This is a genomic window from Mycolicibacterium hippocampi (assembly GCF_010723735.1).
GTDB lineage: Bacteria > Actinomycetota > Actinomycetes > Mycobacteriales > Mycobacteriaceae > Mycobacterium > Mycobacterium hippocampi.
In genome coordinates this window covers 2,456,102-2,471,510 of sequence record NZ_BLLB01000002.1, presented here as the reverse complement: position 1 = coordinate 2,471,510, position 15,409 = coordinate 2,456,102, and the positions used below count along the sequence as shown (strand labels likewise).

18 protein-coding genes are annotated in these 15,409 nt (G+C 67.8%); 17 read left to right on the top strand and 1 reads right to left on the bottom strand.

Annotation, left to right across the window (positions count from 1 at the left end; genetic code table 11):
• Nucleotide 1: 1 nt before the first annotated feature.
• Genes G6N53_RS13020 through G6N53_RS13005 form a run of 4 tightly spaced genes read left to right on the top strand, consistent with a single transcriptional unit; the run spans nt 2 to nt 3,237 of the window.
• Nucleotides 2–622 (top strand): TetR/AcrR family transcriptional regulator, encoded by a 621-nt coding sequence (locus tag G6N53_RS13020; protein WP_163888887.1) that lies wholly within the window; start codon nt 2–4, stop codon nt 620–622.
• A gap of 38 nt (nt 623–660) precedes the next feature.
• Nucleotides 661–1,899, top strand: a complete 1,239-nt coding sequence (locus tag G6N53_RS13015) for an acyl-CoA dehydrogenase family protein (RefSeq protein ID WP_163888885.1) — start codon at nt 661–663, stop codon at nt 1,897–1,899.
• 28 nt (nt 1,900–1,927) lie between these two features.
• On the top strand, nt 1,928–2,899 hold the full coding sequence (locus tag G6N53_RS13010; protein WP_163888883.1) for a phosphotransferase family protein: 972 nt from the start codon (nt 1,928–1,930) through the stop codon (nt 2,897–2,899).
• Nucleotides 2,896–3,237, top strand: coding sequence for a DUF6285 domain-containing protein (locus G6N53_RS13005; RefSeq protein ID WP_163888881.1), 342 nt, complete (start codon nt 2,896–2,898; stop codon nt 3,235–3,237). Before G6N53_RS13010 ends, G6N53_RS13005 begins: the two co-directional genes overlap by 4 nt.
• 8 nt (nt 3,238–3,245) lie before the next feature.
• On the opposite strand, the gene G6N53_RS13000 is transcribed toward G6N53_RS13005, so the two are convergent.
• Nucleotides 3,246–3,875: a class I SAM-dependent methyltransferase gene (locus tag G6N53_RS13000; protein WP_163888879.1), complete on the bottom strand. Its 630-nt coding sequence runs from the start codon at nt 3,873–3,875 to the stop codon at nt 3,246–3,248.
• 42 nt (nt 3,876–3,917) lie between these two features.
• Between G6N53_RS13000 and G6N53_RS12995 the strand changes: the two genes are divergently transcribed.
• The 13 genes from G6N53_RS12995 (at nt 3,918) to nuoK (ending at nt 15,394) form a co-directional block, all read left to right on the top strand.
• Nucleotides 3,918–4,316, top strand: a complete 399-nt coding sequence (locus G6N53_RS12995) for a nuclear transport factor 2 family protein (RefSeq protein WP_205390375.1) — start codon at nt 3,918–3,920, stop codon at nt 4,314–4,316.
• A 68-nt stretch (nt 4,317–4,384) separates the two neighbouring features.
• Nucleotides 4,385–4,783 (top strand): Rv3143 family two-component system response regulator, encoded by a 399-nt coding sequence (locus G6N53_RS12990; protein ID WP_163888877.1) that lies wholly within the window; start codon nt 4,385–4,387, stop codon nt 4,781–4,783.
• Between the two features lie 165 nt (nt 4,784–4,948).
• Complete coding sequence (locus G6N53_RS12985) at nt 4,949–5,323, top strand: NADH-quinone oxidoreductase subunit A (protein WP_163888875.1); 375 nt, start codon at nt 4,949–4,951, stop codon at nt 5,321–5,323.
• Nucleotides 5,314–5,868 carry a NuoB/complex I 20 kDa subunit family protein gene (locus G6N53_RS12980; protein ID WP_163888873.1) on the top strand — a complete coding sequence of 185 codons (555 nt, stop codon included), beginning with the start codon at nt 5,314–5,316 and terminating at the stop codon, nt 5,866–5,868. The genes G6N53_RS12985 and G6N53_RS12980 overlap by 10 nt, the downstream gene beginning before the upstream one ends.
• Entirely contained in the window at nt 5,868–6,548 is a 681-nt protein-coding gene (locus tag G6N53_RS12975; RefSeq protein ID WP_163888871.1) for an NADH-quinone oxidoreductase subunit C, read from the top strand. Before G6N53_RS12980 ends, G6N53_RS12975 begins: the two co-directional genes overlap by 1 nt.
• Entirely contained in the window at nt 6,548–7,885 is a 1,338-nt protein-coding gene (gene nuoD / locus G6N53_RS12970) for an NADH dehydrogenase (quinone) subunit D (RefSeq protein ID WP_163888869.1), read from the top strand. The genes G6N53_RS12975 and nuoD overlap by 1 nt, the downstream gene beginning before the upstream one ends.
• Complete coding sequence (gene nuoE, locus G6N53_RS12965) at nt 7,882–8,769, top strand: NADH-quinone oxidoreductase subunit NuoE (protein WP_163888867.1); 888 nt, start codon at nt 7,882–7,884, stop codon at nt 8,767–8,769. The genes nuoD and nuoE overlap by 4 nt, the downstream gene beginning before the upstream one ends.
• A complete protein-coding gene (gene nuoF, locus G6N53_RS12960) occupies nt 8,770–10,086 on the top strand; it encodes an NADH-quinone oxidoreductase subunit NuoF (RefSeq protein ID WP_163888864.1) in 1,317 nt (438 codons plus the stop codon).
• Between the two features lie 93 nt (nt 10,087–10,179).
• Nucleotides 10,180–12,576, top strand: coding sequence for an NADH-quinone oxidoreductase subunit G (locus G6N53_RS12955; protein WP_163888862.1), 2,397 nt, complete (start codon nt 10,180–10,182; stop codon nt 12,574–12,576).
• Nucleotides 12,573–13,805 (top strand): NADH-quinone oxidoreductase subunit NuoH, encoded by a 1,233-nt coding sequence (gene nuoH / locus G6N53_RS12950; RefSeq protein ID WP_163888860.1) that lies wholly within the window; start codon nt 12,573–12,575, stop codon nt 13,803–13,805. Before G6N53_RS12955 ends, nuoH begins: the two co-directional genes overlap by 4 nt.
• On the top strand, nt 13,798–14,319 hold the full coding sequence (nuoI, locus tag G6N53_RS12945) for an NADH-quinone oxidoreductase subunit NuoI (protein ID WP_163888858.1): 522 nt from the start codon (nt 13,798–13,800) through the stop codon (nt 14,317–14,319). Before nuoH ends, nuoI begins: the two co-directional genes overlap by 8 nt.
• Complete coding sequence (locus G6N53_RS12940) at nt 14,316–15,098, top strand: NADH-quinone oxidoreductase subunit J (protein WP_163888856.1); 783 nt, start codon at nt 14,316–14,318, stop codon at nt 15,096–15,098. The genes nuoI and G6N53_RS12940 overlap by 4 nt, the downstream gene beginning before the upstream one ends.
• Entirely contained in the window at nt 15,095–15,394 is a 300-nt protein-coding gene (gene nuoK, locus G6N53_RS12935; RefSeq protein WP_163888854.1) for an NADH-quinone oxidoreductase subunit NuoK, read from the top strand. Before G6N53_RS12940 ends, nuoK begins: the two co-directional genes overlap by 4 nt.
• Nucleotides 15,395–15,409 lie beyond the last annotated feature (15 nt).

Sequence of the window (15,409 nt, the reverse complement as noted above, 5' to 3'; positions counted from 1 at the left end):
CGTGGCGCCCGGACCGTCAGCCACGTTGAGCGCAAAAGGCCGTCAAACCCGGCTGGCCCTCGAGCAGGCCGCCCGGAAACTGTTCGCCGAACGCGGGTTTCACGGCACCACCCTGAGCGACATCACCTCGGCAGCGGGCAAGTCCCCTGGGGCGTTCTACCGCTATTTCGCCGACAAGGAAGATCTTCTCGCCGCCCTGGCCGAGTCCTTCCTGCGAGAAGTGGTGACACCGTCGGGGCTGAGCCTGAAGCTGCCCGACTCCCCCGATGACGACGCCTTCTTCACCGCGGTGGTGTCCGGCTACTGGACGATGTTCAAGCAGAACATCGGGATCATGATCGCGGTGGCGCAACTGGCGTCCACCAAGCCGCGCTTCGCCGCCGTCCAGAACGAGTTCCGTCGCTTCGGTGTCGACATCGTCGCCGCCTCGGTGCAGCGCGCGCAGGAGCAGGGCTACGGTGGCGAGCTGAACCCGGAGTACACCGCCGCCGCGATAGCGCTGCTGTTCGAGAACTTCACCACCGTCTTCGTCGGCACGTCGGGTCTCGGCATCGACATCGGCGACGAGGACGCCGTCACCACGCTGTCACGCATCTGGAAGAAGACGCTGTACGGGTTCTAGCACCGCCGCCAACAAAGACCGCGACAAAGGAGATCACTGTGGATTTCAGCCTTCCGGACCACCTTCCCGGGTTGCTCACCGAGATGGACGCGTTCATCGAGGCCGAGATCAAACCACTGGAACGCGAACACATCCAGTACTTCGACCACCGTCGTGAGCATGCCCGCACCGACTGGGACAACGGCGGGATCCCGCGGCGGGAGTGGGAAGACCTGCTCGGCGAGATGCGCAGGCGTGCCGACAACGCGGGGTGGCTGCGGTACGGGCTGCCGTCCCGGTTCGGCGGCCGGAACGGCAGCAACATTGACATGGCGGTCATCCGGGAACACCTGGCTCACAAGGGGCTCGGGCTGCACAACGACCTGCAGGACGAGTCCTCGATCGTCGGCAACTTCCCCCAGGTGATCATGATGTACCGGTTCGGCACCGAAGCTCAGAAGAAAGAGTGGACCGATGCCCTGATCACCGGCGAGCGGTCGATGGCGTTCGGGCTCACCGAACCCAACCACGGATCTGATGCCACCTGGCTGGAGACCACCGCAGTGCAGGACGGTGGCGAATGGATCATCAACGGCGCCAAGCGGTTCAACACCGGTGTCCATCGCGCCACCCATGACCTGGTGTTCGCCCGCACATCGGGCGAAGCGGGTCAGGCCCGGGGCATCAGCGCATTCCTGGTGCCGACCGATGCCCCGGGCTTCTCGGTCCCGTACTACTGGTGGACGTTCAACATGCCCACCGATCACGGCGAGGTGGTGCTGGACAACGTCCGGGTGCCCGCCGAGGCGATCCTCGGGGAGGTGGACCGCGGCCTGGAGGTCGGGCAGACGTTCCTGCACGAGAATCGGATCCGTCAGGCGGCGAGCAGCCTCGGGGCTGCGCAGTACTGCATCGACCGGGCCGTCGCCTACGCCGGGGAACGCTCGGTGTTCGGGAAGCCGCTGGCGGTCAACCAGGCGGTGCAGTGGCCGTTGGTGGAGCTGCAGACAGAGGCACAGATGGTGCGGTTGCTGGTGCGGTTCGCCGCATCCGAACTCGACCGCAACCACCACATGGAGGTCTCGGACAAGGTATCGATGGCCAACTATCGTGCCAACCGCCTGGTGTGTGAGGCCGCGGACCGCGCGATGCAGGTGTTCGGCGGTGTGGGTTACAGCAGGCATGAACCGTTCGAGCACATCTACCGGCACCACCGCCGCTATCGGATCACCGAAGGCGCCGAGGAGATACAGATCCGCAGGGTCGCGCAACGGCTGTTTGGGTTCGGGCGCCGATGAGCGCTTGCCCGAAGAGAAAAGAGCACCGATGAGCGATACGCTGGCGCGCGCTCTCGAGCAGGTGCTGGCGCCGGTACTCGGTGAGGTCAGCGTCGAGGACCTGCAACCGCTGACCGGCGGCGCGTCCAGGATCACCTGGGCGTTCACCGCTGCGCACCCCGACCGACGGCGTGCCCTCATCCTGCGCACCGGCGCCGGTGACGACATCCATGCGGGCATGGAACTGGAGGCCCTGGTGCAGCAGCGGGCTGCCGCCGCGGGCGCACCGGTCCCCCACATCCTGACGGCCGACAACTCGCCTGCCGCCCTGGGCAATCCGTACCTGATCTGCGACGCGGTGGCAGGCGAGACCATCGTGCGACGCATCTTGCGCGGGCTCGACGAGGAGGGCAGATCCCGGCTGCTCGAACAGTGCGCCGCGGCACTGGCGGCGATCCACCGCGCCGATCCGGACGGGATCGGGTTGACCGCCCCCGACGACCTCGCGGACTGGCGTACCCGGCTCGACGAGATCGGCGACACCACGGCCACTTTCGAGTGGGCGTTCCGTCGGCTCGCCGACCGGCGCCCGGATCCGTCGCCGATGCGGTTGGTGCACGGCGACTTCCGGATGGGCAACCTGATCGTCGACGAATCCGGACTGGCCGCGGTGCTGGACTGGGAGCTGACCCACATCGGGGAGGTGTATGAGGATCTGGCGTGGTTCTGCATCCGGGCGTGGCGGTTCGGCGCGCCGGTGACGCTCGGCGCCGGTGGCCTCGGCAGCGTGGAGACGTTCCTGCGGGCCTATGAGCAGGCGGCGGGGACGGCGGTGGACCGCGACGCGTTCCGGTGGTGGCTGACCGTGGCGACGTTACGGTGGGGCGTTATCTGCAGGCACCAGGCCGAACGGCACCTGTCCGGCGAGCAGCGCTCTGTCGAGCTCGCCGCGATCGGCCGTCGGGTCAGCGAAACCGAATGGGACATATTGGATCTGCTGTCCGGAGGGGGACCGCGATGAATGCATTCTCCGGGCGACCCACCGCCGCCGAGCTCGTCGCCGCAGTCGCCGACTTCCTCGACGACGAGGTCCGCAGCGCCTGTGACGGGCAGGTCGGTTTCCACGCCCGCGTCGCAGCCAACGTGCTGCGGATCGTCGAGCGTGAACTGCGCGACGAGACGGCGGGTGAGGTGGCTGAGGCGTTGGCGGGCCTGGGGTTCCCCGACGAGACCGCGCTGTCGGACGCCATCCGCGCAGGCCGATTGGATGACCGGGGTGACGAGGTGATGGCAGTGCTGAGACTGCTGGTGCGACACCGGTTGTCCCTCGCACACCCCGGATACGATTCCCCGGGATGAGGCAGGCGTTACTGCCGGCGGATCCGGGCCAGCCAGGCCGGCTCGTCGACTCGGCTGCCGACGGCCAGACCCAGTTGCTCGGCGTGCACCTCGGTGACGAGACCGCGGTAGGTGGTCGCGGCCAGGTCCTCGATCTCCCACCCCGCACCGAACGCGTCCCGGATGGTCGCCTCGCTGACCTCGGGCCCGAACCCGCGCCCGGCGTCGGACAACGCGAGCACGAACACGGCCGCACCGGGTCGGGTTGCGGCGTGCAGACTGCGCACGTACGTCGCGCGGTCACCGTCGTCGAAGATGTGGAACAGCGCGCTGTCGATGATCGTGTCGTAGCCGGGCGAGTCGGCGAGGCGCAGCGCGTCGGCGACCTCGAAGCGGGCGTCCACACCCTGGTCCGCGGCGTTGCGCCTGGCCTGCTCGACGGCTGTGGGTGCGCCGTCGATGCCGAGCACGTCGACGCCGCCGCGAGCCAGCAGGATCGTGTGCTCGCCGGTACCGCACCCGACATCGAGCACCCGGCCGCTGATGGCGCCCGCGGCGGCCAGGTCGACGATCACCGGTTGCGGCTCGCCGATCACCCACGGCGGCGTCTGGTTCTTGTAGAACTCGTCGAATCGGGAGAGTGTGGGCGTCTGGTCCATGCACACCAGTGTTCAACCTGAACCGAAGTTGAGGTCAACAGGATGTCTGAAACCGATCTGCGCACCACCGCCGACGTCGCCGACCGGCTGTTCGACGCGATCGAACGCAGCGACATCGCCATGGTGGAACAGCTGTTCAGCCCCGAGGTGGCAGTGTGGAAGACCGGAGACGAGCGACCCAGCGACCGCGCCAGGTCGGTGCGGATCATCGCCTGGTTCGTCAACGCCACCGTCGACCGGCGCTACCAGATCCTCGACCGCCAGTTCTTCGACGGCGGCTTCGTCCAGCAGCACATCCTGCACGCCAACGGCCATGCGGACACGTCGATCGCCATGCGGGTGTGCATCGTGATCAAGCTGGACTCCGACGGCCTGATCAGCAGCATCGACGAGTACTTCGACCCGGCGGAGATCGCCGCGCTGCTGGCCGCCGGCCGCTGAGCACCGACTCGCCGATCAGGCAGGCGTTTTCGGTGCCGTCACCGCGCCGCGGGGCTACCATCGCGGGCATGGCTGCGCCCACGGTGACCCTGCGCATCCTGGTCTACAGCGACAACCCGAGGACCAGGGAACAGGTGCGCCTCGCGCTGGGTAAGCGGGTGCACCCCGAACTTCCCGAACTCAGCTACGTCGAGGTCGCCACCGCCGCGATGGTGATCAGGCAGATGGACGAGGGCGGCTTCGATCTGGTGATCCTCGACGGCGAGGCCAGCCCCGTCGGCGGAATGGGCATCGCCAAACAGCTCAAGGACGAGATCGATCCGTGTCCGCCGGTGCTGGTCCTGACGGGCCGACCCGACGATGCGTGGCTGGCCCGCTGGTCCCGCGCCGAGGCCGCGGTCCCCCATCCGATCGACCCGATCCGACTGGGCGACGCGGTCGTGTCGCTGCTCCGCACCGCCATGTGACCTGATCCAACACGGAATTACTTGTCGCGCTTGCATTTTCGCGGCAAAGCGACATCGCCGAACGGCGCCAATAGCGATACTAACCAAAATGTGTGGCTTGCATCCAAAACATGGTTAGGCTGTGGGTCAGCTCACATCGACAGCCCCGAGGAGCGCCTGCGCAGCATGAATTTGTACACGCCGATCCTGGTGCTTGGCGCGATCGCTGCCGTGTTCGCCGTCGGCTCGGTGGGCATCGCGCTGCTGGTCGGGCCGAGGCGCTACAACCACTCCAAGCTCGAGGCGTACGAGTGCGGGATCGAGCCCATGGACGTCTCCGATCCTGCCGTGGCCGCGACCGCGCAGCGCTTCCCGATCAAGTACTACTTGACGGCGATGTTGTTCATCGTGTTCGACATCGAGATCGTCTTCCTCTACCCGTGGGCGGTGGCGTTCGACAGCCTGGGCGCCTTCGGTGTGATCGCGGTGGCGCTGTTCTTGTTCAACGTCTCGGTGGCGTACGCCTACGAGTGGAGACGGGGAGGTCTGGCATGGGACTAGAGGAAAAGCTACCGGGCGGGATCCTGCTCTCGACGGTCGAGAAGGTCGCCGGTTATGTGCGGAAAGGGTCACTGTGGCCCGCGACCTTCGGCCTGGCGTGCTGCGCGATCGAGATGATGGCCACCGCCGGGCCACGCTTCGACATCTCACGTTTCGGCATGGAGCGGTTCTCGGCGACGCCGCGCCAGGCCGACCTGATGATCGTCGCCGGGCGCGTCAGCCAGAAGATGGCGCCGGTGCTGCGGCAGATCTACGACCAGATGGCCGAGCCGAAATGGGTGCTGGCAATGGGGGTGTGCGCGTCGTCCGGCGGCATGTTCAACAACTACGCGGTGGTCCAGGGGGTCGATCACGTCGTTCCGGTGGACATCTATCTGCCCGGCTGCCCGCCCCGACCGGAGATGCTGCTGCACGCGATCCTCAAACTGCACGACAAGATCCAGCAGATGCCGCTCGGCGTGAACCGCGAGGAGGCGATTCGGGAGGCTGAACAGGCCGCGCTGGCGATTCAGCCGACGATCGAACTGAAAGGTCTGTTGCGGTAATGAGCGCCGAAGACGGGGATTCGCCACCCGAGGTCATCGGGGTGCAACGCGGCATGTTCGGTGCCGCGGGCACCGGGGACACCTCCGGCTACGGCCGCCTCGTGCGGCCGGTGGCACTGCCCGGCGGTTCACCGCGGCCCTACGGCGGCTACTTCGACGACGTCGTCGACACGTTGGTCGCCACGCTCGGGGACGAGGCGTTCGCTGCCGCGATCGAGCGGGTGGTGGTGTTCCGTGACCAGCTGACGCTGGAGGTCCGACGCGAGCACCTCCCCGCGGTGGCTCAGGCGCTGCGCGACGACGCGGGCCTGCGGTTCGAGTTGTGCCTGGGCGTCAGCGGGGTGCACTACCCCGAGGACACCGGCCGTGAGCTGCACGCGGTTTATCCTCTGATGTCGATCACCCACAACCGGCGCATCTGTGTCGAGGTGGCAGCCCCCGACGCCGACCCCCACATCCCGTCGCTGTTCCGGGTGTATCCGACCACCGACTGGCACGAACGCGAAACCTACGACTTCTTCGGCATCATCTTCGACGGCCACCCGTCGCTGACCCGCATCGAGATGCCCGATGACTGGGTCGGCCACCCGCAGCGCAAGGACTACCCGCTCGGCGGGATCCCGGTGGAGTACCACGGTGCCCAGATCCCCCCGCCCGACGAACGGAGGGCCTATCGCTGATGACCACATCACAGAGCATTCCCAGCCCGGCTGAACGGGTGGTCGTCGTCGGCGGCCAGGACTGGGAAGAGGTCGTCATCGCCGCGAGGCAGAACGCCGCCGAGCATGCCGGGGAGCGCATCGTCGTCAACATGGGCCCGCAGCACCCGTCGACGCACGGGGTGCTGCGCCTCATCCTCGAGATCGAGGGCGAGACCATCGTCGAGGCCCGGTGCGGGATCGGCTATCTGCACACCGGTATCGAGAAGAACCTGGAGTTCCGGAACTGGACCCAGGGCGTGACGTTCGTGACCCGGATGGACTACCTGTCACCGTTTTTCAACGAGACGGCCTACTGCCTCGGCGTGGAGAAGCTCCTCGATGTCACCGACGAGATCCCCGAGCGCGCGTCGGTGATCCGGGTGATGCTGATGGAACTGAACCGGATCTCGAGCCACCTGGTCGCCCTGGCCACCGGCGGCATGGAGCTCGGGGCCATGTCGGCGATGTTCCTCGGCTTCCGGGAACGCGAACTGATCCTGTCGGTGTTCGAGTCCATCACCGGCCTGCGGATGAACCATGCCTACGTGCGGCCCGGGGGCGTCGCCGTCGACCTGCCCGACGACGGGCTCACCCAGGTCAGGGACCTGCTGGAGCTGCTGCCGACACGGCTGCGCGACCTGGAGGACCTGCTCAACGAGAACTACATCTGGAAGGCCCGCACCCTGGGCATCGGCTATCTGGACCTGACCGGGTGCATGGCGCTCGGGATCACCGGCCCGATACTGCGCTCCACCGGTCTGCCGCACGATCTACGCAAGTCGCAACCCTATTGCGGTTACCAGACATACGACTTCGACGTCATCACCGACGACCGCTGTGACTCCTATGGCCGCTATCTGATCCGGGTCAAGGAGATGCGTGAGTCGATCAAGATCGTCGAGCAGTGCGTCGAGAGGCTGGAGAAGCTCGCCGGTCAACCCGTGATGATCGAGGACAAGAAGCTCGCCTGGCCCGCCGATCTGACGCTGGGGCCCGACGGGCTCGGCAATTCACCCGAGCACATCGCCAAGATCATGGGGCACTCGATGGAGGGCCTGATCCACCACTTCAAGCTGGTGACCGAAGGGATCCGGGTGCCCGCCGGCCAGGTCTACGTCGCCGTCGAATCACCCCGCGGCGAGCTCGGGGTGCACATGGTGTCCGACGGTGGCACCCGCCCGTACCGGGTGCACTACCGCGACCCGTCGTTCACGAACCTGCAAGCGGTGGCGGCGATGTGCGAGGGCGGCATGGTCGCCGACGCGATCGCCGCGGTGGCGTCGATCGACCCGGTGATGGGCGGGGTCGACAGGTGACGGGCGTCTTCCTCGAGCTCGGGCAACGGCCCGACGAACCCGGACCGCCGATCCACGGGACGGCGAGTTACCCCGCAGACGTCGCATCCCGGCTCGCGGCCGACGCCGCGGTGATCATTGCGCGCTACCCGCAGTCACGCTCGGCCCTGCTTCCGCTGCTGCACCTGACCCAGTCCGAGGACGGCTGCCTGACACCGGCTGGAATCGCCTTCTGTGCCGAGCAATTGGGCTTGTCCCCGGCCGAGGTGACCGCGGTGGCGACCTTCTACTCGATGTACCGACGTACCCCCACCGGCGATTACCTGGTCGGTGTCTGCACGAACACGTTGTGCGCGATCATGGGCGGCGATGCCATTCTCGACACCCTGCAGGAGCACCTCGGGGTGGACGCGGGTCAGACGACCGCGGACGGCAAGGTCACCCTCGAACACGTCGAGTGCAACGCCGCCTGCGACTACGCGCCGGTCGTGATGGTCAACTGGGAGTTCTTCGACAACCAGACGCCGCACTCGGCCCGCGATCTCGTCGACGCGCTGCGCAGCGGTGAGCTCCCGAAACCCACACGCGGAGCGTCGTTGTGCACCTTCCGCGACACCGCGAGAGTCCTTGCCGGGCTGCCGGCCGCCGACCGCGAGGCCGACGGTTCGCTGCCCGGCGACGCCAGCCTGGCCGGGCTGCGATTCGCTCACCGACACGACATGGCTGCGCCGGCGCCGGACTCGTCCGGATCGGAGGCGGTGACCACCCGCGAAGGGCAAACCGCCGGCGACGACGAAGCCCATGCAGCCGAGTCCGCCAGGGACGAGCCCGCGCCGGCGCCTTCGGCCGATGTTCCGGCCGGGCCGTCGACACCCGAAACCGACCCGAAGGCGACGGATTCGTAGATGACGCCACTGACTCCCGTGCTCAGCCGGTTCTGGGACGAGCCGCAGCCCTGGTCGCTGGACACCTACCGTCGCCATGACGGTTATCAGGCCCTGGACCGGGCTCTGGCCATGAGCCCCGACGATGTCATCACGATGGTCAAGGACTCCGGGCTCCGGGGCCGTGGCGGCGCCGGGTTCCCCACCGGCACCAAGTGGTCGTTCATCCCGCAGGGCGATGAGGGCGCCGCGGCCAAGCCCCACTACCTGGTGATCAACGCCGACGAGTCCGAACCCGGCACGTGCAAAGACATTCCGCTGATGATGACGACCCCGCACTTCCTGGTGGAGGGGGCGATCATCGCGGCGTACGCGATCCGGGCGCACCACGCGTTCATCTACCTGCGCGGGGAGGTTCTCCCGGTACTGCGGCGGCTGCAGGCCGCGGTCGCCGAAGCCTACGCCGCGGGCCACCTGGGTACCGACATCCACGGTTCCGGGTTCGATCTCGACCTCGTCGTGCACGCCGGTGCGGGTGCCTACATCTGCGGCGAGGAGACCGCCCTGCTTGACTCGCTGGAGGGCAGACGCGGTCAGCCCAGGCTGCGGCCGCCGTTCCCCGCGGTGGCGGGCCTGTACGCGTGCCCGACGGTGGTCAACAACGTGGAGTCGATCGCCAGCGTGCCACCCATCCTGCTCAACGGGATCGACTGGTTCCGCTCGATGGGTTCGGAGAAGTCGCCCGGTTTCACGCTGTACTCGCTGTCGGGGCACGTCACCACACCCGGCCAGTACGAGGCCCCGCTGGGGATCACGCTGCGCGAACTGCTCGACTACGCCGGCGGTGTCCGGGCCGGACACACCTTGAAGTTCTGGACACCGGGCGGATCCTCGACACCGCTGCTGACAGCCGAACACCTCGACGCGCCACTGGATTACGAGGGAATGGCCGGCGTCGGGTCGATGCTCGGCACCAAGGCGCTGCAGATTTTCGACGAAACCACCTGCGTGGTGCGGGCGGTGCGGCGCTGGACGCAGTTCTACGCGCACGAATCGTGCGGCAAGTGCACCCCGTGCCGCGAGGGCACCTATTGGCTGGCGCAGATCTACCAGCGGCTCGAGGACGGTACCGGGACCCCGGCCGACATCAACAAGCTCCTCGACATCTCCGACAGCATCCTCGGCAAGTCGTTCTGCGCCCTGGGCGACGGCGCGGCCAGCCCGATCGTGTCTTCCATCGAATACTTTCGCGACGAGTACGAGGCACACCTCGATGGCGGCTGCCCGTTCGATCCGTACGCGTCGATGCTCGCCGCTCCGGAAAGGGTGGGTGCATGACACTGCGCACTTACGCGAGCAGACACAAACTCGCGCCGATCGGGTCGAAAGTGTGCGACTTTGTGTCTGCTCGCGGAGGGATCGGGGTGGTGCATGACGCTCGCTGAGCACAACCACGACGCGCCTCCGGTCGAGATGGTCACGCTGACGATCGACGGGGCGCAGGTCAGCGTTCCCAAGGGCACCCTGGTGATCCGCGCCGCCGAGTTGATGGGGGTGCAGATCCCCCGGTTCTGCGACCACCCGCTGCTCGACCCGGTCGGCGCGTGCCGGCAGTGCCTGGTCGAGGTCGAGGGACAGCGCAAACCGATGGCGTCCTGCACGATCACCTGCACCCCGGACATGGTGGTGCGCACCCAGTTCACCTCCGAGGCCGCCGACAAGGCGCAGCACGGCGTGATGGAGTTGCTGCTCATCAACCATCCGCTGGACTGCCCGGTCTGCGACAAGGGCGGTGAGTGCCCGCTGCAGAACCAGGCGATGTCCAACGGACGCCCCGAGACCCGCTTCGAGGATGTCAAGCGCACGTTCCCGAAGCCGATCAACGTCTCGTCGCAGGTACTGCTCGACCGTGAGCGCTGTGTGCTGTGCGCCCGGTGCACCCGGTTCTCCGACCAGATCGCCGGTGACCCGTTCATCGAGTTGATGGAGCGGGGCGCGCTGCAACAGGTCGGGATCGCCCCGGGCGAACCGTTCCAGTCGTACTTCTCCGGCAACACCGTGCAGATCTGCCCGGTGGGGGCGCTGACCGGTGCGGCCTACCGGTTCCGGGCGCGGCCCTTCGACCTGGTGTCCAGCCCGAGTGTCTGCGAACACTGCGCGTCGGGTTGCGCCCAGCGCACCGACCACCGTCGTGGCAAGGTGCTGCGCCGCCTGGCCGGTGACGATCCCGCGGTGAACGAGGAATGGAACTGCGACAAGGGCCGGTGGGCGTTCACCTACGCGACGGTCGGCGACCGGATCACCACGCCGCTGGTGCGCGACGCCGATTCTCCCGACGGCGGGTTGCGACCGGCGTCGTGGTCCGAAGCGCACACGGTGGCCGGGGCCGGGCTGGCGGCGGCGCACGGCAGGGCCGGGGTGCTCGTCGGCGGCCGGGTGACGGCCGAGGACGCCTACGCCTACGCCAAGTTCGCCCGAATCGTGCTGGGTACCAACGACGTCGACTTCCGCGCCAGGGCGCACAGCGCCGAGGAGGCCGACTTCCTGGCCGCCCACATCGCCGGCCGGCCGATGACGGTGACCTACTCGGATGTGGAGAACGCACCGGCGGTGCTGTTGGCCGGGCTCGAACCCGAGGAAGAGTCGCCGATCATCTTCCTGCGACTGCGCAAGGCGGTGCGAAAGCGCGGCCTGGCGGTGCACTCGATCGCGCCGTTCGCCTCCAGCGGCCTGACGAAGCTGTCGGGCCGCTTGATCAGGTCCGGCCCGGCAGGCGAGGCCGATGCGCTGGACCGGTTGACCGACGACGAATCGCTGACGATGCCCGGGTCGCTGATCCTGGTCGGTGAACGGCTCGCGGCCTCCCCGGGCGCACTGTCGGCTGCGGGACGTCTCGCCCAGGCCACCGGGGCACGGCTGGCCTGGGTGCCCCGGCGCGCCGGTGAGCGGGGCGCCCTGGAGGCCGGCGCATTGCCGAACCTGCTGCCCGGCGGGCGTCCGGTGGCCGATGCGGCGGCCCGCGAACAGATGGCCACCGCCTGGCACGTCGACGAGCTGCCGAACGTGCCGGGTCGCGACACCACAGCGATCCTGCACGCGGCACGCCACGGTGAACTCGGCGCTCTGCTCGTCGGCGGCGTCGAACTCGACGATCTGCCCGATCCCGGCGCCGCGCTGGCCGCGATCGAAGCGGCCCCGTTCGTCGTGAGCCTGGAACTGCGCGAGAGTGCGGTCACCGCCCGTGCCGACGTGGTGTTCCCGATCGCGCCGGTGGTGGAGAAGGCGGGTTCGTTCGTCAACTGGGAGGGACGGATCCGGCCCTTCGAGCCGTCGCTGCACACCAACGCGGTCCCGGACCTGCGGGTGCTGACCTTCCTGGCCGACGAGATCGGCGTCGACCTCGGCCTGCGGACGGTCACCGCGGCCGCCGACGAACACGCCGCGCTCGGACTGTGGGCGGGGGCCCGCCAAGAGCCGCCACAGTCCGGGGTCGCACCGTCGCACCCGGTGAGCGGGCAGGCGGTCCTGACGGGCTGGCGAATGCTGCTCGACGCCGGGCGACTTCAAGACGGCGAACCGCACCTCGCCGGTACCGCCCGCGCGCCCCAGGTGCGGCTGTCGGCCGCGACCGCCGCCGAGATCGGCGCCGCCCACGGCGAACCGGTGACTGTGCGAACCGACCACGGCGCCATCACGCTTCCACTGGAGATCACCGACATGGACGACCGCGTGGTGTGGCTGCCGCTGAACTCCGCCGGCAGCTCGGTGCACCACACCCTCGGGGTGTCGCTGGGGGCGGTTGTGGCGATCGGAAGGGGTCCGGCGTGACCTATCCAGATCCGACACTGTTCGGCCACGATCCCTGGTGGCTGATCCTGGCGAAGTCCCTGGGCATCTTCGTCTTCCTGCTGCTGACCGTGCTGTCGGCCATCCTGATCGAACGAAAGATCCTGGGCCGCATGCAGTTGCGTCTCGGGCCCAACCGGGTCGGACCGGGAGGGCTGCTGCAGTCGCTGGCCGACGGTGTCAAGCTCGCCCTCAAAGAGGGGCTGATCCCCGCCGGGGTGGACAAGGGGATCTACCTGGCCGCGCCGGTCATCGCGGTGATACCGGCGTTCATGGCATTCGCCGTCATTCCGATGGGTGGCGAGGTGTCGGTGTTCGGCCACCGGACCGCCCTGCAGCTCACCGACCTGCCCGTGGCGGTGCTCTACATCCTCGCGGTCACCTCGATCGGGGTGTACGGCATCGTGCTGGCCGGCTGGGCGTCGGGCTCGGTCTACCCTCTGCTGGGCGGGCTGAGGTCGTCGGCGCAGGTGGTCTCCTACGAAATCGCGATGGCGCTGTCGTTCGTCACGGTGTTCATCTACGCCGGGACCATGTCGACCTCGGGGATCGTCGCGGCCCAGAACGACGTCTGGTTCATCTTCCTGCTGTTGCCGTCGTTCCTGGTCTACCTGACCTCGATGGTCGGCGAAACCAACCGGGCACCATTCGATCTGCCCGAAGCCGAGGGTGAACTCGTCGGCGGGTTCCACACCGAGTACTCGTCGTTGAAGTTCGCGATGTTCATGCTCGCCGAGTACGTCAACATGACGACGGTGTCGGCGCTGGCCACCACACTGTTCCTCGGTGGCTGGCACGCGCCGTGGCCGATCAGCATCATCGACGGTGCCAACACCGGCTGGTGGCCGCTGCTGTGGTTCACCGCGAAAGTGTGGCTGTTCCTGTTCGTGTTCATGTGGTTGCGCGCCACCCTGCCCCGGATGCGCTACGACCAATTCATGGCGCTGGGCTGGAAGATCCTGATCCCGGTGGCGCTCGGGTGGACGATGATCGTCGCGGCCACCCGCACGCTGCGGGACTCCGGCTACCAGGCCTGGGCCACCGCACTGATCGGCGCGGGCATCGTGGCGACGATCGCTCTGCTGCTCGCCGGCTGGCGAGCCGTGCGCGCCAGGAACGTACGCAGGACCCCCGCACCACCCGCCCGATCGGTCGACGACGGTGCCTTCCCGGTGCCGCCGATGCCGGCGAAGGAGCCCGCAGATGCCTAAGTTCCTCGATGCCGTCGCAGGGTTCGGCGTCACGTTCGGATCGATGTTCAAGAAGCCGGTCACCGAGGAGTACCCGGAGAAACCCGGCCCCGTGGCGCCGCGGTACCACGGCCGTCATCAGCTCAACCGGTATCCCGACGGGCTGGAGAAGTGCATCGGCTGCGAGCTGTGCGCCTGGGCCTGCCCCGCCGACGCCATCTTCGTCGAAGGCGCCGACAACACCGAGGACGAACGGTTTTCACCCGGCGAGCGCTACGGCCGCGTCTACCAGATCAACTACCTGCGCTGCATCGGGTGCGGATTGTGCATCGAGGCCTGCCCCACCCGGGCGCTGACGATGACCACCGACTACGAGATGGCCGACGACAACCGGGCCGACCTGATCCTGGGCAAGGACAAGTTGCTGGCCCCGCTGCAGCCCGGCATGGAGCAGCCACCTCACCCGATGGCACCGGGCAGCACCGACGAGGACTACTACCTCGGTAACATCAGCCCCACCGAGGAGGCGCGGTGAGCACCGAGATCCTCGCAGCGATCACCGAATCCGGTAACACCACCACCGGCGAAGCCGTCCTGTTCTGGATCCTCGCGCCGGTGGCGGTGGCCGGCGCCCTCGGCGTGGTCGCCGCGCCGAAGGCGGTCTACTCGGCGATCGCGCTGGCTGTCACGATGATCGCGCTCGCTGTGCTCTACATCGCCCAGGACGCACCGTTTCTCGGCGTGGTCCAGGTGGTCGTGTACACCGGCGCGGTGATGATGCTGTTCCTGTTCGTGCTGATGCTGATCGGTGTCGACTCCTCGGATTCCCTGGTGGAAACCCTTCGCGGCCAACGCCTCGCGGCGATCGGCAGCGGTGCGGGCTTCGGAGTCCTGTTGATCGCCGGCATCGGCAGCTTCTCGGTGAGCGGGTTTGCCGGCATGACCGAGGCGAACGCGTACGGCAACGTCGAAGGGTTGGCGGCGCTGATCTTCACCCGCTACCTGTGGGCCTTCGAACTGACCGGGACACTGCTGATCACGGCCACGCTGGGAGCAATGCTGCTGGCACACCGGGAACGACTGGAGCGACGCAAGACCCAGCGGGAGCGGGCCGCCGAGCGGTTCGCGCCGGGCGGGCACCCGACCACACTGCCCAACCCGGGCGTCTACGCACGGCACAACTCCGTCGACGTGCCGGCCCGACTGCCCGACGGTTCGGCCTCCGAACTGTCGGTCAGCGCGATCCTGCAATTGCGCGAGGTACCCCGAGATCCGGACAGCGAGGACGGCGGCGTCGGCGGTGAGCTTCGGTGAATCCCGAGAACTACCTCTATCTGTCGGTGCTGCTGTTCACCATCGGCGCCTCCGGGGTGCTGCTGCGCCGCAACGCGCTGGTCATGTTCATGTGCGTGGAACTGATGCTCAACGCCGCGAACCTGGCGTTTGTCGCGTTCTCCCGGATGCACGGACACTTCGACGGTCAGGTGGTGGCGTTCTTCACGATGGTGGTCGCCGCATGCGAGGTGGTGATCGGCCTGGCCATCATCATGACCATCTTCCGTTCCCGACGCTCTGCCAGCGTCGACGACGCAAGCCTGCTGAAGAACTGATGAGCCGCTTGCGCG